Consider the following 22,557-nt stretch of genomic DNA (forward strand, 5'->3'; position numbering starts at 1 on the left):
CAAGCCTTTTTAGTGGCAATATTTTGTTTTATCTACAACGAGTGACCTGAATCAACTGGTCCAAATGGTCAGAAACTCCTCCGCTGTCTCTGAGTGGCGGTGCGTCTGATCAGCATAGACAAACAGGTCGCCACATCCGTTAGCCTGGAGTTCTACATATGCATCCCCGCGTTCTTGAGGTCACCGAACGGCTTATCGCTCGCAGTCGCGCCACTCGCCAGGCCTATCTGGCGTTGATCCGCGGTGCCGCCAGCGATGGGCCGCAGCGCGGCAAGCTGCAGTGCGCGAACTTCGCCCACGGCGTGGCCGGTTGCGGCGCCGAAGACAAGCACAGCCTGCGGATGATGAACGCGGCCAACGTGGCAATTGTTTCGTCATATAACGACATGTTGTCGGCCCACCAGCCTTACGAACGTTTTCCCGAGCAGATCAAGAAAGCCCTGCGCGAGATCGGTTCGGTGGGGCAGTTCGCCGGTGGCACCCCGGCCATGTGCGATGGCGTGACCCAGGGCGAGGCCGGCATGGAACTGAGCCTGCCGAGCCGTGAGGTGATCGCGCTGTCCACCGCTGTGGCGCTGTCGCACAACATGTTCGACGCCGCGCTGATGCTGGGGATCTGCGACAAGATCGTTCCGGGGCTGATGATGGGCGCCCTGCGCTTTGGTCATCTGCCGATGGTCTTCGTCCCGGGCGGGCCGATGGTGTCGGGGATTTCCAACAAGCAGAAGGCCGATGTGCGCCAGCGCTATGCCGAAGGCAAGGCCAGCCGCGAGGAGCTGCTGGAGTCGGAAATGAAGTCCTACCACAGCCCCGGCACCTGCACCTTCTACGGCACCGCCAACACCAACCAGTTGCTGATGGAAGTCATGGGCCTACACCTGCCGGGCGCCTCCTTCGTCAACCCCAACACGCCGCTGCGCGACGCCCTGACCCATGAGGCGGCGCAGCAGGTCACGCGCCTGACCAAGCAGAGCGGCAGCTTCATGCCCATCGGCGAAATCGTCGACGAGCGTTGCCTGGTCAACTCCATCGTCGCCCTGCACGCCACCGGCGGTTCCACCAACCACACCCTGCACATGCCGGCCATCGCCCAGGCGGCGGGCATCCAGTTGACCTGGCAGGACATGGCCGACCTGTCCGAGGTGGTGCCGACCCTGTCCCACGTCTATCCCAACGGCAAGGCCGACATCAACCACTTCCAGGCCGCAGGGGGCATGTCGTTCCTGATCCGCGAACTGCTGGAAGCCGGCCTGCTGCATGAAGACGTCAACACCGTGGCCGGCCGCGGCCTGAGCCGCTACACCCAGGAGCCGTTCCTCGACAACGGCAAGCTGGTATGGCGCGACGGCCCGATCGAAAGCCTCGACGAAAACATCCTGCGGCCGGTGGCCCGGGCGTTCTCCCCGGAAGGCGGCTTGCGGGTCATGCAAGGCAACCTCGGCCGTGGGGTGATGAAAGTCTCCGCCGTGGCCCCCGAACATCAGATCGTCGAAGCCCCGGCGGTGGTGTTCCAGGACCAGCAGGACCTGGCCGATGCGTTCAAGGCCGGTCTGCTGGAGAAAGACTTCGTCGCGGTGATGCGCTTCCAGGGCCCGCGCTCCAACGGCATGCCCGAGCTGCACAAGATGACCCCCTTCCTCGGGGTGCTGCAGGACCGCGGCTTCAAGGTGGCGCTGGTGACCGATGGACGTATGTCCGGTGCCTCAGGCAAGATTCCGGCGGCGATCCATGTCAGCCCCGAGGCCCAGGTCGGCGGTGCGCTGGCCCGGGTGCTGGACGGCGACATCATCCGCGTGGACGGGGTCAAGGGCACCCTGGAACTCAAGGTCGACGCCGCCGAATTCGCCGCCCGGGAACCGGCCAAGGGGCTGCTGGGCAACAACGTCGGCACCGGCCGCGAACTCTTCGCTTTCATGCGCATGGCCTTCAGCTCGGCAGAGCAGGGCGCCAGCGCCTTTACCTCTGCACTGGAGACGCTTAATTGAAACTGGCCCTGGTCGGTGACATCGGTGGGACCAACGCGCGGTTCGCGTTGTGGAAGGATCAGCAGCTGGACGCGATTCAGGTGCTGGCAACGGCGGACTACCGCTGCCCGGAAGACGCCATCCTGGCCTATCTGCACGCCCAGGGCCTGGCCCTGGGCGCCATCGGTTCGGTGTGCCTGTCGGTGGCCGGTCCGGTCAGCGGCGATGAGTTCCGTTTCACCAACAACCACTGGCGCCTGAGCCGCCAGGCGTTCTGCCAGGCGCTGCAAGTGGAGCGCCTGCTGCTGGTCAACGATTTCTCGGCCATGGCCCTGGGCATGACCCGTCTGCAGCCCGATGAGTTTCGCGTGGTTTGCGAAGGCGTCGCCGAGCCCTTGCGTCCGGCGGTGGTGATCGGCCCGGGCACCGGCCTTGGCGTCGGCACCCTGTTGAACTTCGGCGACGGCCGCTACATGGCCTTGCCGGGGGAGGGCGGCCACGTCGACCTGCCCTTGAGCAGCCCGCGGGAAACCCAACTCTGGCAACACATCCACGCCGAGATCGGCCATGTCAGCGCCGAGACGGCCTTGAGCGGCAGCGGCTTGCCCCGGGTGTACCGGGCGATCTGCACGGTGGACGGCCATGAACCGCGTCTGGACACCCCTGAAGCCATCACCGCGGCCGGGCTGGCCGGCGATCCGATTGCCCGGGAAGTGCTGGAGCAGTTCAGCTGCTGGCTGGGTCGGGTGGCGGGCAACAACGTGCTGACCACGGGCGCGCGGGGCGGGGTGTACATCGTCGGTGGGGTGATTCCGCGCTTTGCCGATTTCTTCATCCAGAGTGGCTTTGCCAAGAGTTTTGCCGACAAGGGCTGCATGAGCGATTACTTCAAGGGCATTCCGGTATGGCTGGTTACCGCGCCCTACTCCGGGCTGACCGGTGCCGGCGTGGCCCTGGAGCAAGCCCAGGGCTGACACCGAGCCGCATGGCGCAGGAGCCGGCTTGCCGGCGAAGAGGCCGTAACAGGCCTCCCGCCATCAGGCATAATCGCGCTCCCTGCCCAACAATGAGGACGGCCCCGGTGAGTTCAGTCAGTAAGTCGATCTTGTTGGTTGACGACGATCAGGAAATTCGCGAGCTGCTGGAAACCTACCTCAGCCGTTGCGGCTTCCAGGTGCGCACGACCGCCGATGGCGCCGGCTTTCGTCAGGCCCTGAACGAGGCGCCCAGCGACCTGGTGATCCTCGACGTGATGCTGCCCGACGAAGACGGCTTCAGCCTGTGCCGCTGGATTCGCCAGCATCCACGGCGCAGCCAGGTGCCGATCATCATGCTCACCGCCAGCTCCGACGAAGCCGACCGGGTCATCGGCCTGGAGCTGGGGGCCGACGACTACCTGGGCAAGCCCTTCAGCCCCCGGGAGTTGCAGGCGCGGATCAAGGCGCTGCTGCGCCGGGTGCAGTTCGCCCAGGAGCGGGTCGCCGGTGAAGTGTTGTGCTTCGACGAATGGCGCCTGGACGTGATCAGTCACCGGTTGTTCCACAACGACGGCGAGGAGGTGATTCTCTCCGGTGCCGACTTCGCCCTGCTCAAGCTGTTCCTCGACCATCCCCAGGAAATCCTCGACCGCGACACCATCGGCAATGCCACCCGCGGCCGCGAGCTGATGCCCCTGGACCGCATCGTCGACATGGCGGTCAGCCGTCTGCGTCAGCGCCTGCGGGACACGGAAAAACCGCCGCGGCTGATCCGCACCGTGCGTGGCAGCGGCTATCAGTTGGCAGCCAATGTGGTTGCCGGCAATGCTCTCTGAGGCCGTGCGCGGTCTGCTGCGACGGATGCCGGTGCCCCGTTCCCTGCTGGGCCGCATGCTGCTGTTGACCTTGCTCGCGGTGTTGTTCGCCCAGGCGCTGTCCAGCGTGATCTGGGTTTCGCAGTTGCGCGCCACCCAGCTCGAAGGCCTGGTGACCAGCGCCCGCAGCCTGGCCCATTCGATGACCGCCAGCGTCAGTTACCTGCGTTCGTTGCCGGTGGCGTACCGGCCCCTGGTGCTCGACCAGTTGCGCAGCATGGGCGGCACCCGTTTTGTCGTGACCCTCAACGACAAGCCCCTGGGCATGCAGGTGCTGCCCGCCACCCCACGCAAAGAAGCGGTGCTGCAGGCGGTGGAACAGGTGCTGCGCCAGTCCCTGGGCAACGACGCGGATCTCTCGGTGACCTTTGTCAGCCCCGATGACCTGCGGATCTTCAATGGCGGCCTCAAGCTCGACGAGTTGCCGCGCTCCTGGGCCCATTACGCCCTGACCCTGGAGCCGGTGAACCCGCCGGTGCTGGTGACCCAGATCCAGATGGCCCCGGGGGAATGGCTGTATATCGCTTCGCTGCTGCCCGAGCCCTACACCAGTCTCGAAGAGCAGGGCCTGCCGGCGCAGCAGGTGTGGTTCATCCTCCTCACCAGCGGTTTTCTGCTGCTGTTCATCGGCCTCTTGGTGCACTGGCAGAGCCGGCCCCTCAAGCGCCTGGCCCGGGCCGCGCGGGACATGTCCCTGGGCGCCGACGTCGAGCCGGTGGCGGAGGGCGGCGGCAGTGAAGTGGTGGAAGTGGGGCGGGCCTTCAACAGCATGCGCGAACGCATCAGCCGCTACCTGACCGAGCGCAGCCAGCTGTTCAGTGCCATTTCCCACGACCTGCGCACCCCCATCACCCGCCTGCGCCTGCGGGTCGAACTGCTGGAGGACGAACAACTGCAAGCCAAGTTCGGCCGCGACCTGGACGAGCTGGAACTGCTGGTCAAGGGCGCGTTGCAATGCGTCAAGGACACCGACATACACGAGAACATCGAGCCGGTGGACCTCAACCAGGTGCTCGACTGCCTGGTGGAGCCTTACCTGGCGCCCCACGGCAATGGCCGAGTGACCCAGCAGGGCCGGGCGCAGGCCAGCTATCCCGGCAAGCCCCTGGCGCTCAAGCGCTGCATGGGCAACCTGATCGACAACGCCTTGAAGTACGGGCAGAACGCCCACCTGTACATCGAAGACGACGACAACGCCTTCGTCCTGCACGTGGACGACGAAGGCCCGGGCGTGCCGGAGCAGCGCCTGGAGCAGGTGTTCGAACCGCACTTTCGCCTGGCCGGCCAGCAGCAGGGCTATGGCCTGGGCCTGGGCATCGCGCGCAACATCGCCCACAGCCACGGTGGCGAAGTCAGCCTGCAGAACCTGCGCGAAGGCGGCCTGCGCGTGACCCTGTACCTGCCCCGGACCTTCGACTGACCTGCCGCCGTTGTAAGCGCTGGCTTGTGTAGGAGCTGGCTTGCCAGCGAAGGCGTCCTCAAGGGCACCACAGGACCCAAGGGCCTCTTCGCCGGCAAGCCGGCTCCTACGGGTGGAGCCGTGCAATGTCACGGTTTGGTGACATTGTGCGGGTCCTTCGTTACCTGCGGTTGTGCGCGGCTTGATTAGACTCAGGCCTTCGATAAAAACAACAACAGGTCACCCATGAACCGTCTTTCCCTGCCATTGAGCAGTTGGCTGAACGCGCCCGCTCACCATTCCTGGCTCGCCGCCGAAGGCCTGCGCCTGCTGGATTTCGCCAAGGCTTCACGACTCCCCCAGGGCTTCGGCAACCTCGATGCGCGGGGCGGCCTGCCTACTGGTGCCCAGGCCGAAACCATGAACACCGCGCGCATGACCCACAGCTTCGCCATGGCGCATATCCAGGGCTTGCCGGGTAATGCCGGGCTGGTGGATCACGGTATCGCCGCGCTCATGGGGCCGTTGCGCGATGCCGAGCACGGCGGCTGGTTCGCCGTGGCCGGGCAGGCGGATGGCAACAGCGCCAAGGCCGCCTACCTGCACGCCTTTGTCGCCCTGGCCGCCAGCTCTGCGGTGGTGGCCCGGCGGCCGGGTGCCGAGGCGCTGCTTGAGGAGGCGATCCGCATCATCGACGGGTATTTCTGGAGCGAGGAGGAGGGCGCCATGGGCGAATCCTTCAACCGCGACTGGAGCGAGCAGGAAGCCTATCGCGGCGCCAACAGCAACATGCACGCCACCGAGGCCTTTCTGGCCCTGGCCGATGTCACCCAGGACCCGCGCTGGCTCAACCGCGCCCTGCGCATCGTCGAGCGGGTGATCCATCAGCACGCCGCCGCCAACGACTTCATGGTGATCGAGCATTTCGACCCTGACTGGCAGCCCCTGCGCGACTACAACCGGGCCTTTCCCGCCGATGGTTTCCGGCCCTTCGGCACCACGCCGGGCCACGGTTTCGAGTGGGCGCGCCTGCTGTTGCACCTGGAGGCGTCGCGCGGCCTGGCCGGGATGCTGACCCCGGGCTGGCTGGCGCTGGATGCGCAACGTCTGTTTGCCAGCAACTGCCGCCACGGCTGGGACGTGGATGGCGCCCCGGGCATTGTCTACACCCTGGACTGGGACAACCGGCCAGTGGTGCGCCAGCGCCTGCACTGGACCCACGCCGAGGCCAGCGCCGCTGCCAGTGCCTTGCTCAAGCGCACCGGCCAGGAGCAGTACGAGGTCTGGTACCGGCGTTTCTGGGAGTTCTGCGAAGCCCATTTCATCGATCGCCAACAGGGCAGTTGGCATCACGAACTGGGTCGCGACAATCGCCCTGCTGCCGAGATCTGGGGCGGCAAGCCGGACCTCTATCACGCCTGGCAAGCCGTGCTGATTCCGCGCCTGCCGCTGGCGCCGAGCATGGCCTCGGCTTTGGCTCAGGCGTCTGTTCCGGGCCTTGTGTAACCATGTCGTGACATTTCACCGTCGCTTCGTTACCCGAACGTTCGACTAGGCTGTTTAGACTCGTGTGCAGCGCAAGCACCAGACTTGCATGCATAACAACAAGAAAGGTACTTCAAATGAATGCGATTTCTCGCCTCGCCACTGTCATTTCCCTTGCCTCTCTGTTTCCCCTGAGCGCCCTCGCCGCCGACTCCAAAGGTTCCGTGGAAGTTGTCCACTGGTGGACCTCGGGTGGTGAAAAAGCCGCTGTCGATGTGCTCAAGGCCCAAGTGGAAAAAGACGGTTTCACCTGGAAGGACGGTGCCGTGGCCGGCGGTGGCGGCTCCACCGCAATGACCGTGCTGAAAAGCCGCGCCGTGGCCGGCAACCCTCCGGGCGTAGCCCAGATCAAGGGCCCGGACATCCAGGAATGGGGCAGCACCGGCCTGCTCAGCACCGACACCCTCAAGGACGTGGCCAAGGCGGAAAACTGGGACGGCCTGCTCTCGTCCAAGGTGGCCAATACCGTCAAGTACGAAGGTGATTACGTAGCGGTGCCGGTGAACATCCACCGGGTCAACTGGCTGTGGATCAACCCTGAAGTGTTCAAGAAGGCCGGGATCGACAAGGCCCCGACCACCCTCGAAGAGTTCTATGCCGCTGGCGACAAGCTCAAGGCCGCGGGCTTCATCGCCCTGGCCCACGGTGGCCAGCCGTGGCAGGACAGCACCGTGTTCGAAGACGTGGTGCTCTCGGTCATGGGCCCTGAAGGCTACAAGAAAGCCCTGGTGGACCTGGACCAGAAAACCCTCGCCGGCGCGGAAATGACCAAGGCCTTCACCGAGCTGAAGAAGATCACCGGCTACATGGACCCCAACCGTGCCGGGCGTGACTGGAACATCGCCGCCGCCGACGTGATCGGCGGCAAGGCCGGCATGCAGATGATGGGTGACTGGGCCAAGAGCGAGTGGACGGCGGCGAAGAAAATCGCCGGCAAGGACTACCAGTGCGTGCCGTTCCCGGGTACTGACAAGGCCTTCACCTACAACATCGATTCGCTGGCGGTGTTCAAGCTCAAGGCCGATCGCAAGGGTGACATTGCCGCCCAGCAGGACCTGGCCAAGGTGGCGTTGGGCAAGGACTTCCAGAAGGTCTTCAGCATCAACAAGGGCTCGATCCCGGTGCGTACCGACATGCTCAATGACATGAGCGCCGAGGGCTTCGACTCCTGTGCCCAGGCTTCGGCCAAGGACTTCCTGGCGGACGAGAAGACCGGCGGCCTGCAGCCGAGCATGGCGCACAACATGGCCACTTCCCTGGCGGTGCAGGGCGCGATCTTCGACGTGGTCACCAACTTCATGAACGACAAGGATGCGGACCCGGCCAAGGCCAGTGCGCAACTGGCCTCGGCGGTCAAAGCCGCGCAGTGACTGCGCACGCCGCAGGCTTGCCTGCGGCGATTTATCTGACGATGCTTCCCCCCTTCTGTAGGAGCGAGCTTGCTCGCGATGACGGCCTGACATTCACCCTGGGTGTCGACGGTTGGATCGCTATCGCGAGCAAGCTCGCTCCTACGGAGGGCGCGTCGGACTTCATTCCTTCAACTGGATTATCCCGATGAGCTCTGTCGCGGTTTTCAGCAAAGCCTCACCCCTGGACGCATTGCAGCGCTGGCTACCCAAGCTGGTGCTGGCGCCGAGCATGGTGATCGTGCTGGTGGGTTTCTACGGCTACATCATCTGGACGTTCATTCTGTCCTTTACCAATTCCAGCTTCATGCCGAGCTACAAGTGGGTCGGCCTGCAGCAGTACCTGCGCTTGATGGACAACGACCGCTGGTGGGTGGCGAGCAAGAACCTCGCGGTCTTCGGCGGCATGTTCATCGCCATCAGCCTGGTGCTGGGGGTATTCCTGGCGGTGCTGCTGGACCAGCGCATCCGCAAGGAAGGCTTCATCCGCACCGTGTACCTGTACCCCATGGCGCTGTCGATGATCGTCACCGGCACCGCCTGGAAGTGGCTGCTCAACCCCGGCCTGGGCCTGGACAAGATGCTCCGCGACTGGGGCTGGGAAGGCTTTCGCCTGGACTGGCTGGTGGATCAGGACCGGGTGGTCTACTGCCTGGTGATCGCCGCCGTCTGGCAGGCTTCGGGCTTTGTCATGGCGATGTTCCTCGCCGGCCTGCGCGGTGTCGACCAGTCGATCATCCGTGCCGCCCAGGTGGACGGTGCGAGCCTGCCGACCATCTACCTGAAGATCGTCCTGCCGAGCCTGCGTCCGGTGTTCTTCAGCGCCTTCATGATCCTCGCCCACATCGCCATCAAGAGCTTCGACCTGGTGGCGGCGATGACCGCGGGCGGCCCGGGCTACTCCTCCGATCTGCCGGCGATGTTCATGTATTCCTTCACCTTCAGCCGCGGCCAGATGGGCATCGGTTCCGCCAGCGCGATGCTGATGCTCGGTGCCGTGCTGACCATCCTGGTGCCGTACCTGTACTCCGAACTGCGGGGCAAGCGCCATGACTAACTCCCTCGCCAAGCCGACCCTGAATTTCAGCCGGATCGCCATCTACGCCACCTTGCTGCTGGCGGCGGCGGTGTACCTGATTCCCCTGGTGGTGATGCTGCTGACCAGCTTCAAGACCCCGGAAGACATCCGCACCGGCAACCTGCTGAGCTGGCCTCAGGTGGTGGACGGCATCGGCTGGATCAAGGCCTGGGACACCGTGGGCGGCTACTTCTGGAACTCGGTGAAGATCACCGTGCCGGCGGTGCTGATCTCCACCTTCATCGGTGCGATGAACGGCTACGTGCTGTCGATGTGGCGCTTTCGCGGCTCCCAGCTGTTCTTCGGCCTGCTGCTGTTCGGCTGCTTCCTGCCGTTCCAGACGGTGCTGCTGCCGGCCTCGTTCACCCTCGGCAAGTTCGGCCTGGCCAACACCACCACCGGCCTGGTGCTGGTGCACGTGGTCTACGGCCTGGCCTTCACCACGCTGTTTTTCCGCAACTACTACGTGAGTATCCCCGATGCCCTGGTCAAGGCCGCGCGCCTGGATGGCGCCGGGTTCTTCACCATCTTCGGCAAGATCCTGCTGCCGATGTCGGTGCCGATCATCATGGTCTGCCTGATCTGGCAGTTCACCCAGATCTGGAACGATTTCCTGTTCGGCGTGGTGTTCGCCAGCGGCGACGCGCAACCGATCACCGTGGCCCTGAACAACCTGGTCAACACCAGCACCGGGGCCAAGGAATACAACGTTGATATGGCGGCGGCGATGATCGCCGGGCTGCCGACACTGCTGGTCTACATCTTCGCCGGCAAGTATTTCCTGCGCGGGCTGACGTCCGGCGCAGTCAAGGGGTAAAGCATGGCCACTCTCGAATTACGCAACGTCAACAAGACCTACGGTGCCGGCCTGCCGGACACCCTGAAGAACATCGAGCTGAAGATCGACGACGGTGAGTTCCTGATCCTCGTCGGCCCGTCCGGCTGCGGCAAATCCACCCTGATGAACTGCATCGCGGGCCTTGAGAACATCAGCGGCGGGGCGATCCTGGTGGACGACGCCGACATCAGCGGCATGAGCCCCAAGGATCGTGACATCGCCATGGTGTTCCAGTCCTACGCGCTGTACCCGACCATGAGCGTGCGCGACAACATCGCCTTCGGCCTGAAGATCCGCAAGATGCCCAGCGCCGAGATCGACGCGGAAGTGGCGCGGGTGGCCAAGCTGTTGCAGATCGAACACCTGCTGACCCGCAAGCCGGGCCAGCTCTCCGGTGGTCAGCAACAGCGGGTGGCCATGGGCCGGGCCCTGGCGCGGCGGCCGAAGATCTACCTGTTCGACGAACCGCTGTCCAACCTCGACGCCAAGCTGCGGGTCGAGATGCGCACCGAAATGAAACTGATGCACCAGCGCCTGAAGACCACCACGGTCTACGTCACCCACGACCAGATCGAAGCCATGACCCTGGGCGACAAGGTGGCGGTGATGAAGGACGGGATCATCCAGCAGTTCGGTACGCCGAAGCAGATCTACAACGACCCGGCCAACCTGTTCGTGGCGAGCTTCATCGGTTCGCCGCCGATGAACTTCATTCCCCTGCGCCTGCAACGCAAGGACGGCCGCCTGCTGGCGCTGCTGGACAGTGGCCAGGCTCGCTGCGAACTGCCCCTGGGGCCGCAGGATGCGGGCCTGGAAGACCGCGAGGTGATCCTCGGCATCCGTCCGGAGCAGATTGCCCTGGCCGCCACTGAAGCCAATGGCTTGCCGACCCTGCGCGCCGAGGTCCAGGTGGTCGAGCCCACCGGTCCCGACACCCTGGTGTTCGTCACCCTCAATGGCACCAAGGTCTGCTGCCGTCTGGCTCCGGATCAGGCGCCCGATGCCGGGCAAACCCTGACCCTGCAGTTCGATCCGGCCCGGGTGCTGCTGTTCGATGCCCAGAGCGGCGAGCGCCTGGGGACGGCCGCAGCGTCGCCGACGCAAACCCTCGGCAACGTTGCGCAGTTCAAGGGGCGTTGAATCCATGGCGGATGGCCTGTCATCCGTCGCACCCGCTGTAAACCACGTTGGATAGATCGTTAATAACAATAAAGACGAGGATGTAGGGATGAAAAAGCGACACAGCAACACCCGGCTGCTTTGCCAGTTGTCAGCGGCTGCGGCACTGGTCCTGTCGGCCAATGCCATGGCCGACGAGGCGTTCAGCGTCGACTCCAAGTGGATGACCGGCGACTGGGGCGGTGAGCGCACCAAGCTGATCGAGCAGGGGATCGACATCAAGGCCGACTACGTCGGGGAAATGGGCGCCAACCTGCGGGGTGGCTACAACGACGACAAGACCGGGCGCTACAGCGATCAGTTCGGCCTGGGCGTGGCCTTCGATCTGCAGAAACTGCTGGGCTGGGACAACACCCAGGCCAAGATCCAGCTGACCAACCGCAACGGTCAGAACATCTCCAACGACCGCATCGGCGACCCGCGTGCCGGCACCCTGAGTTCCTCCCAGGAAGTCTATGGTCGCGGCCACATGGTGCGTCTGACCCAGTTGTGGGTGCAGCACCAGTTCCTCGACGGCAAGCTGGACGTCAAGGCCGGTTATTTCGGTGAAGGCGAAGACTTCAACACCTTCCCCTGCGACTTCCAGAACCTGGCGTTCTGCGGCTCCCAGGTGGGCAACTGGGCCACTGGCATCTGGTACAACTGGCCGGTCAGCCAGGCGGCGTTGCGCATCAAGTACCACATCACCCCCGAGCTGTATGCGCAGATCGGCGCCTACAACCAGAACCCGTCGCAGCTGGAACATGGCAACGGCTTCAAGCTCAGTGGCAGCGGCACCAAGGGCACGGTATTGCCGGTGGAACTGGTCTGGTCGCCCAAGCTCAACAGCCTGCCGGGCGAGTACCGCGTCGGTTACTACAAGAGCACGGCCGATGCCAATGATGTGCGCAAGGACGTCAACGGTCTGGACGCCGCGGACAGCGGCGACGCCTATCGCGTACACAACAGCAAGCACGGCTACTGGTTCGTCGGGCAGCAGCAGCTCACCACCCACAACGGTGATGCTTCCCGCGGCCTGAACATCGCCGCCAACGCCACCTTCCACGACAAGGACACCAACGTCGTCGACAACTACCAGTCGTTGATGTTCGTCTACAAGGGCCCGTTCGACGCGCGTCCGAAGGATGACGTGGGCATCGGTTTTGCGCGGATCCACGTCAACGACGATGTGCGCAAGAACGCCCAGCTGATCAACGAGGACAACGGCATCAGCAACTACGACAACCCGCTGTACATGCCGCTGCGCGACACCGAATACAACTACGAGATCAACTACGGTTTCCACGTGACCAACTGGCTGACCGTGCGCCCCAACCTGCAATACATCACCCATCCGGGCGGTGTGGATGAGGTGGATAACGCGTTGGTGGCCGGGCTGAAAATTCAGTCGGTGTTCTAGAGCTGTTGCGATAAGCTCCTCCTCCATGTGCGCATTTTGCGGATGGCCTGTGCCGTCCGCTTTTTTTTGTGGGGTCGGCGCAGCCCCCTCATGAATATCGAGACAGCAGTGATTTTCAGGACCGCGGCCCATGCATGAGCATCCGCTACAACGCTTTTTCAAATCCCTGCGCGAACGCCCGGTGTTCGCCTGGGAGCGCTATCAGATGCGCGATGTGCTGGTGATCGATCACCCGCTGTGCCAGGCGGTGTTCAGTCGCCAGGGCGCTCAACTGCTGCACTTCCAGCCGGCCGGGCAGAAGCCCTGGTTGTGGTGCGCCTCGAAGTGGCCGCAAGTGGGGGCGATCCGCGGCGGGGTGCCGGTGTGCTGGCCCTGGTACGGTCGCCATCCCAGCGAAAATGCCTGGCCGTCCCACGGTTGGGCGCGGCTGCTGGACTGGAAACTGCTGGACAGCAGCAACGACGAGGACGGTGTGCGCCTGCACTGGCAATTGCAGCTGTGCGACTGGAAGGTCGACCTGCATGCGCACCTGGGCCAGAGCATGGACCTGCGCCTGAGCACCGAGCACCAAGACAGTGAACCCTGCCAGTTGAGCCAGGCTTTGCACGCCTACTGGCGTATTGGCGACGTCGGCGAGGTAGCGCTGTCTGGGCTTGATGGCGCCCAGGGTTACGACCAGTTGAATCGCCAGGTTTGCCAGCAGCAGGGCGAGTTGCGGGTCGAAGGCGGTTGCCAGCGGGTGTTCCAGCACGAGGGCGAATTGCAGCTCAAGGACCACGCCTGGCAGCGCGAGCTGTGCATCGATACCGGTGACGACGCCGACACCGTGGTCTGGCATCCGGGCACCCGGCCGCTGCTGGGGGTGAGCTGGAATGAGGTGTCGCGGTTTGTCTGCGTCGAAGCGGCTGTCGGGGGCACCGACAGCCTGTGCTTGGCGCCGGGGGAGCAGGCGCACCTGAGCTTGCAGGCGCGGGCTGCGGGGTAGGTGCCGGCTGGCCTCAGTTGAACTCGTCGCCCACCGGGTAGCGGCTGGCGTTGAGGCTTTCCTTGATCTTGCGCAGGTGCGGCTGGAAGTCCACGCCACGGCGCAGGGTCATGCCGGTGGCCAGCACGTCGAGCACGGTGAGCTGGATGATCCGCGAGGTCATCGGCATGTAGATGTCGGTGTCTTCCGGCAGCGGGATATTCAGGCTCAGGGTACTGGCCTTGGCCAGGGGCGAGTTTTCCGCGGTCAGCCCCAGCACCGAGGCGCCGTTTTCCCGGGCAATGCGTGCCACTTCCACCAGTTCGCGGGTGCGGCCGGTGTAGGAAATGATCACGAACAACTCGCCGGTGTGGGCCACCGAGGCGATCATGCGCTGCATCAGCACGTCGGCGTGGGCGGTGACGGCCAGGTTGAAGCGGAAAAACTTGTGCAGCGCATCCATGGCCACCGGGGCCGAGGCACCGAGGCCGAAGAAGTGGATCTGCCGGGCTTGAATCAACAGGTCGACGGCCTTGCTGATCAGGTTCGGGTCCAGGGCCTGGCAGGCGCTGTCCAGGGAAGCGATGGCGCTGCCGAAGATCTTTTGCGTGTAGGCTTCGGGGTTGTCGTCGGCCTCCACCGCGCGGCTGACGTAGGCCGCGCCGCTGGCCAGGCTCTGGGCCAGTTGCAGCTTGAGTTCCGGGTAGCCGCTGACGCCGAAGGAGCGGCAGAAGCGATTGACCGTCGGCTCGCTGACCGAGGCGGCCTGGGCCAGGGCGGCGATGCTGAAGCGAGTCGCCTGCTGCGGGTTGAGCAGGATGACTTCGGCGACTTTACGTTCCGCTTTGTTCAGTTCTTCAAGGCGGTTCTGGATCTGCTCCAGAAGATTTCGCACTCGGTCCATTAAAGTTTCCTAGATCGGCTAGACAGGCGCCGCGGCAGAGCCGCGACAAGCGCCCGCAATGCGAAGTTGAGAGGAGGCCTATCCTACTGATGGCTCGGAACGACCACCACCTGGAATCTGTATTTTGTAAAAATGTTGTGTTTATTACTACATTTTTCCTTGAGTGATGCCTTGAAAAAAGGTATTTGTAGCTTAACTTGATAAAAGAACAAACATCATGCCTTCGATTACGGTTGAACCCTGCACCTTTGCCTTGTTCGGCGCGCTGGGCGATCTGGCGCTGCGTAAGCTGTTTCCTGCCTTGTACCAACTCGATGCCGCCGGTCTGTTGCACGACGATACGCGGATCCTGGCCCTGGCCCGTGAGCCGGGCAGCGAGCAGGAGCACCTGGCGAACATCGAAACCGAGCTGCGCAAGTACGTCGGCGACAAGGACATCGATGCCGAAGTTCTCAAGACCTTCCTGGCCCGCCTGAGCTACCTGCATGTGGATTTCCTCAAGGCCGAGGACTACGTGGCCCTGGCCGAACGCGTCGGCAGCGAACAGCGGCTGATTGCCTACTTCGCCACTCCGGCCGCGGTGTATGGCGCGATCTGCGAGAACCTGTCGAAGGTCGGGCTCAACCAGCACACCCGCGTGGTCCTGGAAAAACCCATAGGTTCGGACCTGGATTCCTCTCGCAAGGTCAACGACGCGGTGGCCCAGTTCTTCCCGGAAAACCGCATCTACCGGATCGACCACTACCTGGGCAAGGAAACGGTGCAGAACCTGATCGCCCTGCGTTTCGCCAACAGCCTGTTCGAAACCCAGTGGAACCAGAACTACATCTCCCACGTGGAAATCACCGTGGCCGAGAAGGTCGGCATCGAAGGCCGCTGGGGTTACTTCGACAAGGCCGGCCAGCTGCGGGACATGATCCAGAACCACCTGCTGCAACTGCTGTGCCTGATCGCCATGGATCCGCCGGCCGACCTGTCCGCCGACAGCATTCGCGACGAGAAGGTCAAGGTGCTCAAGGCCCTGGCGCCCATCAGCCCGGAAGGCCTGACCACCCAGGTGGTGCGCGGCCAGTACATTGCCGGTCACAGCGAGGGCCAGTCGGTGCCGGGTTACCTGGAGGAAGAAAACTCCAACACCCAGAGCGACACCGAAACCTTCGTCGCCCTGCGCGCCGATATCCGCAACTGGCGTTGGGCCGGGGTGCCGTTCTACCTGCGTACCGGCAAGCGCATGCCGCAAAAACTGTCGCAGATCGTCATCCACTTCAAAGAGCCGTCGCACTATATCTTCGCCCCCGAGCAGCGCCTGCAGATCAGCAACAAGCTGATCATCCGTCTGCAGCCGGACGAAGGCATTTCGCTGCGGGTGATGACCAAGGAGCAGGGCCTGGACAAGGGCATGCAGCTGCGCAGCGGTCCGCTGCAACTGAATTTTTCCGATACCTATCGCAGCGCGCGGATTCCCGATGCCTACGAGCGGTTGTTGCTGGAAGTGATGCGCGGCAATCAGAACCTGTTTGTCCGCAAAGATGAAATCGAAGCCGCGTGGAAGTGGTGTGACCAGTTGATCGCCGGGTGGAAAAAATCCGGTGATGCGCCCAAGCCCTATGCGGCCGGGTCCTGGGGGCCGATGAGCTCCATTGCACTGATCACGCGGGACGGGAGGTCTTGGTATGGCGATATCTGATTTGCAACTGCCGGCGGCTGTAGCGGCCCACGAATTCCGCAGCCCGACCCTGTTGGCCGAAGGCCAGGCATTGCGCGTGGCCGAGCTGCTGCGCGAGGCCATTGCCGCTCGCGGCCAGGCGACCCTGGTGGTGTCCGGCGGCCGCAGCCCGGTGGCGTTTTTCCAGGCCCTGGTCAAGCAGGAACTGGACTGGTCCAAGGTGTTGATCACCCTGGCGGACGAGCGTTGGGTGCCGGTGGAACATGCCGACAGCAATGCCGGTCTGCTCAAGCGTTACCTGCTCCAGGGGCCGGTGGCCAAGGCGCGTTTCCTCGGCCTCTACAGTGCCGCGGCCAATCTTGAAGAGGCGGCGCAGCAAGCGGACAGCCTGCTGGCCGAACTGCCGGGCATCGATGTGCTGGTACTGGGCATGGGCGATGACGGGCACACCGCGTCGCTGTTTCCCAACAGCCCGAACCTGGCCGAAGCGCTGCAGGCCGACGGCACTCGCCGCTGCTGGCCGATGCTGGCGCCGAGCGTGCCCCACCAGCGCCTGAGCATGAGCCGGGCCTTGCTGGCCTCGGCCCGGCATTCGCTGTTGTCGATTTCCGGTCAGTCCAAGCTGGCCACCCTGAGTGCCGCACTGGCTGGTGACGCTGTCGCCGAGATGCCGATTCGCGCCTTCCTGCAAACCCCGTTAGAGATTTACTGGTGCCCATGAGCCAAGGATCAGCCGCTATGACAAACCTACCCCCGACCGTTTCCATGGCGGACAAAGTTGCCCTGATCGACAGCCTCTGCGCCAAGGCGCGGATCCTGCCGGTGATCACCATCGCCCGGGAGCAGGACGTGCTGCCCCTGGCCGATGCCCTGGCCGCCGGTGGCCTGACGGCCCTGGAAGTGACCCTGCGTTCGCAGTTCGGCCTCAAGGCGATCCAGATCCTGCGTGAGCAGCGTCCGGAGCTGGTGACCGGTGCCGGCACCGTGCTCGATCCGCAGATGCTCGCCGCGGCGGAGGCGGCCGGCTCGCAGTTCATCGTCACCCCGGGGATTACCCGTGACCTGCTGCAAGCCAGCGTGGCCAGCCCGATCCCGCTGTTGCCGGGGATCAGCAACGCCTCCGGAATCATGGAGGGTTATGCCCTGGGTTACCGCCGCTTCAAGCTGTTTCCGGCGGAAGTCAGCGGTGGCGTGGCGGCGATCAAGGCCCTGGGCGGCCCGTTCGGCGAAGTTAAATTCTGCCCGACCGGCGGCGTCGGCCCGGCCAACATCAAGAGCTACATGGCCTTGAAGAATGTGATGTGCGTGGGCGGTAGCTGGATGCTCGATCCCGAGTGGATCAAGAACGGCGACTGGGCGCGGATTCAAGAGTGCACGGCCGAGGCCCTGTCTCTGCTGGACTGACGTTTTACCTGATTCGTTGGTGTGTTCTACGGCTTTACGGTGCGCTTGGTCGGTGCACCGTTTTTTTTGCCTGGAGAAAATCGGTTGCCTTTCGGGCCGAAGGGGCAGGGGCATCGGCTAGCGGCGTGGGTGGCGCTGCCAGGGGGGGAGTTGGCAGTGCAAAAGGCTGTCAAAAGTGACTGTAAGCATGTGCTGGACCTTCACCCTCCGGCGCGGGGGCCTGTATTTCAGTACCTGGGCTTGGGTTTGCCGTGTTTGGCGCGCAGCGGGTCCAGCAGGTCGGACAGGCCGTTGTGATCGATTTCCTGCATTAGGGCCAGCAGGCCGCCGAGTTCGCCCTTGGGGAAGCCTTCGCGGGCGAACCAGTTCAGGTAGGGGCCGGGCAGGTCGGCGAGGATGCGACCCTTGTATTTGCCGAAGGGCATTTCCCGGGTGACCAGCAGTTCAAGTGTTTCAGGAGTCATGGGGGTCGCCTGGCGGTGGTTCGAACGCCTGTGAAAATACAGGCATTCTGCATGCAGGCCAAATGACAGATCATGCAAATAACGCGGAGACAGATTTTTAGCTAATTACTAACTTATTGAAAAATAACAAAAAAATGTAAATTCAAAGTCTGGCATGACGGGTGCAAAGGTTACTTCAGCAGTTAACTCAGCCGTTGACTCAACTCTCCCAACCCGTAAGGAACCAGAAAATGACTGACTTGAATAAAGAAGCTATTTCGGTACTCAACAGCCTGATCGAGACCAGCAAGGACGGTCAGGAGGGGTTCAAGACCTGTGCCGAAGACATCAAGCATCCGGAGCTTAAGGCGCTGTTCATCAAACGCTCCAGCGATTGCGCGACTGCCGCCGCCGAACTGCAGTCCGTGGTGCGTTCCATGGGCGGCGAACCGGAAACCTCCACCAGCGTCAGCGGCGACCTGCACCGCCGTTGGGTCGACCTCAAGTCGCTGGTGACCGGCAAGGACGAGGAGTCGGTGCTCAACGAGGCCGAACGCGGCGAAGATCATGCGCTGAAGTCCTACAAGGAAGCCCTGGAGAAAATCAACAAGCACAACCTGGTGGGGATTCGTGATGTGGTGGAGCGCCAGTACCACGGCGTGCAACGCAATCACGATCAGGTCAAAGCCCTGCGCAACCAAGCCCGTGCCCGTTCGTAAGTCGTAAAGCCTGTCAAAAACGCCAGCCAGTCTGGCGTTTTTTTATGCCTTGGATTTAATGCTGGACGGGATTTAGTTAGCTAGCTAATAATTAGCTCGCGCCCGCTTGTGGCGATCCCGACTATGGTTAATTCATCCCTTCGAGAGTCCCGCTTCGTGCCTATTACCTTGCAGGCGTTGCTTGCTCCCAGCCTTCCCGCGTTGCAGTTCGCGATCAAGACCCTGTTGGGCGGTGGTCTGGCGCTGTGGCTGGCCTTGCGCTGGGGCCTGGAGCAGCCGGCCTGGGCGCTGATGACCGCGTTCATCGTCGCTCAGCCGTTGTCCGGAATGGTCCTGCAAAAGGGGCTGGCCCGGCTGTTGGGGACCCTGGTCGGTACCCTGATGTCGGTGCTGTTCATGGGCCTGTTCGCCCAGACGCCCTGGTTGTTCCTGCTGGCCCTGGCCCTGTGGCTGGGCTTGTGCACCGCCAGTTCCACGCTGCTGCGCAGTGCCTGGTCCTATTCCTTCGTGCTGGCGGGCTACACCGTGGCGATCATCGCCTTGCCCGCCATCAGTCACCCGTTGACCGTGTTCGATCAGGCCGTGGCCCGTTGCACGGAAATCTCCCTGGGGATCATCTGCGCCACCGCCAGCAGTGCCCTGATCTGGCCGATGCGGGTTGAGCGGCAATTGGCGGATCAGGCCCGCAGCGCTTGGCACAGTGGCATGCAGGCGGCCCGCGCGACCCTGGCCGGCGATGCGCTGGCCCGCCAGGGCTTGCTGGAGATACTCGGGCGCATTGTCGCCGTGGATTCCCAGCGTGAACACGCCTGGTTCGAAGGCCCGATGGGTCGCCAGCGAGCCCGGGCCATCAGTGGCCTGAGCCAGAAGCTGCTGATGCTGTTGCGGATTTCCCGTTCGGTACGCCGCCAGTGGAAACAGTTGGACGCCGACGAGGCCCGGCAGCTGCAGCCCTGGATGGAGCCGGTGCAGGAGGCCCTGGGCGGCACCGACAAGCAGGCCTTGCAGGCGTTGCGTCCGCGCCTGCTGGAGGCCTCCCATGATGCCCGGCTCAGCGCGGCGCAGAGCTTTTGCCTGGCGCGTCTGGCGCTGCTGCTGGATACCGCCCTGGCGGCCAGCAATGCACTGGAAGCGGTGCAGGAGGGGCGGGCGCCGCAGGAGCAGCCGGCGACCCTCACGCCTCATCGCGACCTGTCGCTGGCCCTGGTGTTCGGTGCGCGCAGTGCCTTGGCGTTCCTGACCGTGGCCAGCTTCTGGCTGGCCACGGCCTGGCCTGCCGCCTCCGGGGCCATGCTCCTGACCTGCGTGGTCTGCAGCCTGTTTGCCAGTCGTGAAAACGGCGCGCAGATCGGCATGAGTTTCATGCGCGGGATCTTCCTGGCGATTCCGGCGGCGTTCCTGGTGGGGCAGATCCTGCTGCCGCAGTGGAGCGGTTTTGCGATGTTGGCCATGGCCATGGGCGTGCCGCTGTTCTTCGGGGCACTGGGCATGGCCAAGCCGCAGATCGGCGCCACGGCCACCTCGTTCTGTCTGCACTTCATCGTGTTGATCTCGCCGATGAACCACATGAGTTTCGATGTCGCCAGTTTCTTCAATAACGCCCAGGCCATGGTGCTGGGGGTGGGGGCTGCGGTGCTGGCCTTTCACCTGCTGATCCTGCGCAACCCGGCCTGGCATGGCCGGCGGCTGTTGGGCGCGACCCTGAGCGATCTGGTGCGTCTGACCCGGCGTAACCTGCGGGGCGCGGAAAGCTGGTTCGGCGGGCGCATGGCCGACCGCCTGCTGCAACTGGCGCGGCATTATCCGGAACTGCCGGAACCGGCCCGCAGCCGCTGGGACGATGGTTTGCTGGGCCTGGATATCGGCGACGAACTGCTGCACCTGCGCCTGAGTCTGGCGGTGGCCCAGGTGCCGGTCAGTGCCGCGCAGCGTGAATATTTCGAACAGCTGCAACGGGTTCTGGAACAGGGCCCGGCGGGCCCCCGCCAGGAAGCGCTGGCGCAGCCCAGCGCCAGCTTGCTCGCCGCCCTGGAGCAACAGCCGCCCAGCGACGCCTTGAAGCTGGCCAAGGGCGCGGTGGTGCAATTGCACAACAGCTGGCGCAGTTGGTGCCGGCAGCAGGAGGACAGCCATGGGGCTGCGTGAGTGGTCGTTGGGCGGGGTGCTGCTCAGCCCGTTTCTGATTTATGTGGTGCTGGCCCTGGTGGTCACCACCGGCCTGCGGATGCTGGTGCGAGTCACCGGACTGGGGCGCTGGATCTGGCATGAAGCCCTGTTCGATTGCGCCCTGTACGTGTGTGTCCTGACCCTGATCACTGCGGTCCTGGGACCTTTATAAGGAGTTGATTATGCGTACACCTGTACGTGTCGTAGTGACCTTGTGCCTGGTGGCGGTGGCGATCTTCGCCGGGTATCACCTGTGGCAGTACTACATGCTCACGCCCTGGACCCGGGATGCGCGGATCCGTGCCGATGTGGTGATCGTGGCCCCGGATGTGTCCGGTTGGGTGCGCGAGCTCAAGGTGGCGGACAACCAGCAGGTCAAGGCTGGTGAGTTGTTGCTGAGCATTGATCGCGAGCGTTTCGAGGCCGCGCTGGAGAAGGCCCAGGCGGTGGTGCAGACCCGCCAGCAGCAACTGAGCCTGCGCGAGCACGAGGCCAGCCGCCGCGCCGCCCTGGGGCCCCAGGCCATCAGTGCCGAACTGCGGGAGAACGCCCAGATCAACGCCGGGATCGCCCGTGGCGAACTGCGCCAGGCCCAGGCCGAGGCCAAGGTGGCGGAGCTCAACCTGGCCCGCAGCCAGGTGCGCGCGCCCCGCGATGGGCACATCACCAACCTGCGTCTGGCCGAGGGCAACTATGTCAACGCCGGGCAGCCGGTGATGGCGCTGATCGATGATTCGACGTTCTACGTGCAGGCCTACTTCGAGGAAACCAAGCTGCCGCGGATCCGCGTCGGCGATCCGGTGAAGGTCTGGCTGATGAGCGCCGGCGACGCCTTGCAGGGGCACGTGCAAAGCATCAGCCGGGGCATTACCGATCGCAACGCGACCCCCGACGGGCAACTGCTGGCGGAAGTCGAACCGACCTTCAACTGGGTGCGTCTGGCCCAGCGGATACCGGTGCGGATCCAGCTCGACAAGGTGCCTGAAGGCATCAATCTGAGTGCCGGGATGACCGCCAGCGTGCAGGTGGAGGAGGGTGGCAAGCGCTAGGAGCCGGCTTGCCGGCGAATGCACTGGCAAGCCATGACGCGTGGAACGCCTTCGCCGGCAAGCCGGCTTCCAGGGGGCGCGAGACTTAGCCGATGGTGATGGCGGGCAGGGTCGGCAGGGTGACGGTCTGTTGCTTGCGCGGGGCGAGGATCTCGGCTTCGCCGTCCACCACCAGCTCATCGCGCTGGTTGAATACGCGGGTGGCGATGCGCACGCGGAATTTTGGCAGTTTTTCGAGGATTTCCAGGCGCACGGTCAGGGTGTCGCCAATCTTCACCGGCTTCTGGAAGCTCATCTGCTGGCCGATGTAGATGGTGCCCGGGCCGGGCAGTTCGCAGGCCACCGCGGCGCTGATCAGTGCGCCGCTGAACATGCCGTGGGCGATGCGCTCCTTGAACATGGTGGCGGCGGCGAACTCGGGGTCCAGGTGCACCGGGTTGTGGTCGCCGGACATGGCGGCGAACAGCTGGATGTCACGCTCTTCGACGGTCTTGCTGTACTGGGCGGTCTGGCCGACTTCCAGGGCTTCGTAAGGGGTGTTGGTAACCTGGGTCATGTTGCTGAAATCCTCTGACAGAT

21 protein-coding genes are annotated in these 22,557 nt (G+C 63.9%); 18 read left to right on the forward strand and 3 right to left on the reverse strand.

From position 1 onward, the window contains the following. Nucleotides 1-158 precede the first annotated feature (158 nt). The 11 genes from edd (at nucleotide 159) to GGI48_RS22885 (ending at nucleotide 13,648) form a co-directional block, all read left to right on the forward strand. A complete protein-coding gene (edd, locus tag GGI48_RS22835) occupies nucleotides 159-1,985 on the forward strand; it encodes a phosphogluconate dehydratase (RefSeq protein WP_103742182.1) in 1,827 nt (608 codons plus the stop codon). Beyond that, entirely contained in the window at nucleotides 1,982-2,938 is a 957-nt protein-coding gene (locus tag GGI48_RS22840; RefSeq protein WP_179600162.1) for a glucokinase, read from the forward strand. The genes edd and GGI48_RS22840 overlap by 4 nt, the downstream gene beginning before the upstream one ends. A gap of 92 nt (nucleotides 2,939-3,030) precedes the next feature. Beyond that, on the forward strand, nucleotides 3,031-3,777 hold the full coding sequence (locus tag GGI48_RS22845; RefSeq protein ID WP_181956995.1) for a response regulator transcription factor: 747 nt from the start codon (nucleotides 3,031-3,033) through the stop codon (nucleotides 3,775-3,777). A 31-nt stretch (nucleotides 3,778-3,808) separates the two neighbouring features. After that, entirely contained in the window at nucleotides 3,809-5,236 is a 1,428-nt protein-coding gene (locus tag GGI48_RS22850) for an ATP-binding protein (RefSeq protein WP_409284740.1), read from the forward strand. A 225-nt stretch (nucleotides 5,237-5,461) separates the two neighbouring features. Beyond that, nucleotides 5,462-6,721 (forward strand): AGE family epimerase/isomerase, encoded by a 1,260-nt coding sequence (locus GGI48_RS22855; RefSeq protein WP_179600166.1) that lies wholly within the window; start codon nucleotides 5,462-5,464, stop codon nucleotides 6,719-6,721. A 116-nt stretch (nucleotides 6,722-6,837) separates the two neighbouring features. Continuing rightward, nucleotides 6,838-8,130: an ABC transporter substrate-binding protein gene (locus GGI48_RS22860; protein WP_016962964.1), complete on the forward strand. Its 1,293-nt coding sequence runs from the start codon at nucleotides 6,838-6,840 to the stop codon at nucleotides 8,128-8,130. Nucleotides 8,131-8,317: 187 nt separating this feature from the next. Next, nucleotides 8,318-9,226, forward strand: coding sequence for a carbohydrate ABC transporter permease (locus GGI48_RS22865; RefSeq protein ID WP_011062870.1), 909 nt, complete (start codon nucleotides 8,318-8,320; stop codon nucleotides 9,224-9,226). Continuing rightward, nucleotides 9,219-10,064 (forward strand): carbohydrate ABC transporter permease, encoded by an 846-nt coding sequence (locus GGI48_RS22870; protein ID WP_047305723.1) that lies wholly within the window; start codon nucleotides 9,219-9,221, stop codon nucleotides 10,062-10,064. Before GGI48_RS22865 ends, GGI48_RS22870 begins: the two co-directional genes overlap by 8 nt. A gap of 3 nt (nucleotides 10,065-10,067) precedes the next feature. Then, on the forward strand, nucleotides 10,068-11,225 hold the full coding sequence (locus tag GGI48_RS22875) for an ABC transporter ATP-binding protein (protein ID WP_016963035.1): 1,158 nt from the start codon (nucleotides 10,068-10,070) through the stop codon (nucleotides 11,223-11,225). Nucleotides 11,226-11,313: 88 nt separating this feature from the next. Continuing rightward, entirely contained in the window at nucleotides 11,314-12,663 is a 1,350-nt protein-coding gene (locus GGI48_RS22880) for a carbohydrate porin (RefSeq protein WP_179600168.1), read from the forward strand. A gap of 130 nt (nucleotides 12,664-12,793) precedes the next feature. Further along, entirely contained in the window at nucleotides 12,794-13,648 is an 855-nt protein-coding gene (locus tag GGI48_RS22885; RefSeq protein WP_016963037.1) for a D-hexose-6-phosphate mutarotase, read from the forward strand. Between the two features lie 13 nt (nucleotides 13,649-13,661). Here GGI48_RS22885 and GGI48_RS22890 read toward each other — a convergent pair whose 3' ends face one another. After that, nucleotides 13,662-14,522: a MurR/RpiR family transcriptional regulator gene (locus GGI48_RS22890; RefSeq protein ID WP_170001736.1), complete on the reverse strand. Its 861-nt coding sequence runs from the start codon at nucleotides 14,520-14,522 to the stop codon at nucleotides 13,662-13,664. Between the two features lie 226 nt (nucleotides 14,523-14,748). On the opposite strand from GGI48_RS22890, the gene zwf reads away from it, so the two are divergent. The 3 genes from zwf to GGI48_RS22905 are packed head-to-tail and all read left to right on the forward strand — an operon-like array spanning nucleotide 14,749 to nucleotide 17,601. Then, the gene (gene zwf / locus GGI48_RS22895; protein ID WP_179600170.1) at nucleotides 14,749-16,218 is read left to right on the forward strand and encodes a glucose-6-phosphate dehydrogenase; all 1,470 of its coding nucleotides are present in this window, start codon (nucleotides 14,749-14,751) and stop codon (nucleotides 16,216-16,218) included. After that, a complete protein-coding gene (pgl, locus tag GGI48_RS22900; RefSeq protein WP_016963040.1) occupies nucleotides 16,205-16,918 on the forward strand; it encodes a 6-phosphogluconolactonase in 714 nt (237 codons plus the stop codon). The genes zwf and pgl overlap by 14 nt, the downstream gene beginning before the upstream one ends. A gap of 17 nt (nucleotides 16,919-16,935) precedes the next feature. Then, nucleotides 16,936-17,601 (forward strand): bifunctional 4-hydroxy-2-oxoglutarate aldolase/2-dehydro-3-deoxy-phosphogluconate aldolase, encoded by a 666-nt coding sequence (locus tag GGI48_RS22905; RefSeq protein WP_042940567.1) that lies wholly within the window; start codon nucleotides 16,936-16,938, stop codon nucleotides 17,599-17,601. Between the two features lie 227 nt (nucleotides 17,602-17,828). Here GGI48_RS22905 and GGI48_RS22910 read toward each other — a convergent pair whose 3' ends face one another. Further along, nucleotides 17,829-18,065 (reverse strand): DUF3820 family protein, encoded by a 237-nt coding sequence (locus GGI48_RS22910; protein WP_042940571.1) that lies wholly within the window; start codon nucleotides 18,063-18,065, stop codon nucleotides 17,829-17,831. A gap of 230 nt (nucleotides 18,066-18,295) precedes the next feature. Between GGI48_RS22910 and GGI48_RS22915 the strand changes: the two genes are divergently transcribed. From GGI48_RS22915 to GGI48_RS22930, 4 genes are all read left to right on the forward strand, one after another. Further along, on the forward strand, nucleotides 18,296-18,763 hold the full coding sequence (locus tag GGI48_RS22915; RefSeq protein ID WP_179600172.1) for a PA2169 family four-helix-bundle protein: 468 nt from the start codon (nucleotides 18,296-18,298) through the stop codon (nucleotides 18,761-18,763). A gap of 156 nt (nucleotides 18,764-18,919) precedes the next feature. After that, complete coding sequence (locus GGI48_RS22920; RefSeq protein WP_179600174.1) at nucleotides 18,920-20,908, forward strand: FUSC family protein; 1,989 nt, start codon at nucleotides 18,920-18,922, stop codon at nucleotides 20,906-20,908. Further along, nucleotides 20,895-21,101, forward strand: coding sequence for a DUF1656 domain-containing protein (locus tag GGI48_RS22925; RefSeq protein ID WP_179600176.1), 207 nt, complete (start codon nucleotides 20,895-20,897; stop codon nucleotides 21,099-21,101). The genes GGI48_RS22920 and GGI48_RS22925 overlap by 14 nt, the downstream gene beginning before the upstream one ends. Before the next feature lie 10 nt (nucleotides 21,102-21,111). Beyond that, a complete protein-coding gene (locus tag GGI48_RS22930) occupies nucleotides 21,112-21,978 on the forward strand; it encodes an HlyD family secretion protein (RefSeq protein WP_016963046.1) in 867 nt (288 codons plus the stop codon). Between the two features lie 85 nt (nucleotides 21,979-22,063). On the opposite strand, the gene GGI48_RS22935 is transcribed toward GGI48_RS22930, so the two are convergent. After that, nucleotides 22,064-22,534, reverse strand: a complete 471-nt coding sequence (locus tag GGI48_RS22935; protein WP_011062855.1) for a MaoC family dehydratase — start codon at nucleotides 22,532-22,534, stop codon at nucleotides 22,064-22,066. Nucleotides 22,535-22,557 lie beyond the last annotated feature (23 nt).

It is taken from the genome of Pseudomonas protegens, from assembly GCF_013407925.2.
GTDB lineage: Bacteria > Pseudomonadota > Gammaproteobacteria > Pseudomonadales > Pseudomonadaceae > Aquipseudomonas > Aquipseudomonas fluorescens_AP.

Excerpts from the sequence above, each read along its gene's own strand:
- edd (WP_103742182.1), top strand. The coding sequence starts at position 159 with ATGCATCCCCGCGTTCTTGAGGTCACCGAACGGCTTATCGCTCGCAGT.
- GGI48_RS22845 (WP_181956995.1), top strand. The coding sequence starts at position 3,031 with ATGAGGACGGCCCCGGTGAGTTCAGTCAGTAAGTCGATCTTGTTGGTT.
- GGI48_RS22855 (WP_179600166.1), top strand. The coding sequence starts at position 5,462 with ATGAACCGTCTTTCCCTGCCATTGAGCAGTTGGCTGAACGCGCCCGCT.
- GGI48_RS22860 (WP_016962964.1), top strand. The coding sequence starts at position 6,838 with ATGAATGCGATTTCTCGCCTCGCCACTGTCATTTCCCTTGCCTCTCTG.
- GGI48_RS22865 (WP_011062870.1), top strand. The coding sequence starts at position 8,318 with ATGAGCTCTGTCGCGGTTTTCAGCAAAGCCTCACCCCTGGACGCATTG.
- GGI48_RS22870 (WP_047305723.1), top strand. The coding sequence starts at position 9,219 with ATGACTAACTCCCTCGCCAAGCCGACCCTGAATTTCAGCCGGATCGCC.
- GGI48_RS22875 (WP_016963035.1), top strand. The coding sequence starts at position 10,068 with ATGGCCACTCTCGAATTACGCAACGTCAACAAGACCTACGGTGCCGGC.
- GGI48_RS22880 (WP_179600168.1), top strand. The coding sequence starts at position 11,314 with ATGAAAAAGCGACACAGCAACACCCGGCTGCTTTGCCAGTTGTCAGCG.
- GGI48_RS22885 (WP_016963037.1), top strand. The coding sequence starts at position 12,794 with ATGCATGAGCATCCGCTACAACGCTTTTTCAAATCCCTGCGCGAACGC.
- zwf (WP_179600170.1), top strand. The coding sequence starts at position 14,749 with ATGCCTTCGATTACGGTTGAACCCTGCACCTTTGCCTTGTTCGGCGCG.
- pgl (WP_016963040.1), top strand. The coding sequence starts at position 16,205 with ATGGCGATATCTGATTTGCAACTGCCGGCGGCTGTAGCGGCCCACGAA.
- GGI48_RS22905 (WP_042940567.1), top strand. The coding sequence starts at position 16,936 with ATGACAAACCTACCCCCGACCGTTTCCATGGCGGACAAAGTTGCCCTG.
- GGI48_RS22910 (WP_042940571.1), bottom strand. The coding sequence starts at position 18,065 with ATGACTCCTGAAACACTTGAACTGCTGGTCACCCGGGAAATGCCCTTC.
- GGI48_RS22915 (WP_179600172.1), top strand. The coding sequence starts at position 18,296 with ATGACTGACTTGAATAAAGAAGCTATTTCGGTACTCAACAGCCTGATC.
- GGI48_RS22925 (WP_179600176.1), top strand. The coding sequence starts at position 20,895 with ATGGGGCTGCGTGAGTGGTCGTTGGGCGGGGTGCTGCTCAGCCCGTTT.
- GGI48_RS22930 (WP_016963046.1), top strand. The coding sequence starts at position 21,112 with ATGCGTACACCTGTACGTGTCGTAGTGACCTTGTGCCTGGTGGCGGTG.
- GGI48_RS22935 (WP_011062855.1), bottom strand. The coding sequence starts at position 22,534 with ATGACCCAGGTTACCAACACCCCTTACGAAGCCCTGGAAGTCGGCCAG.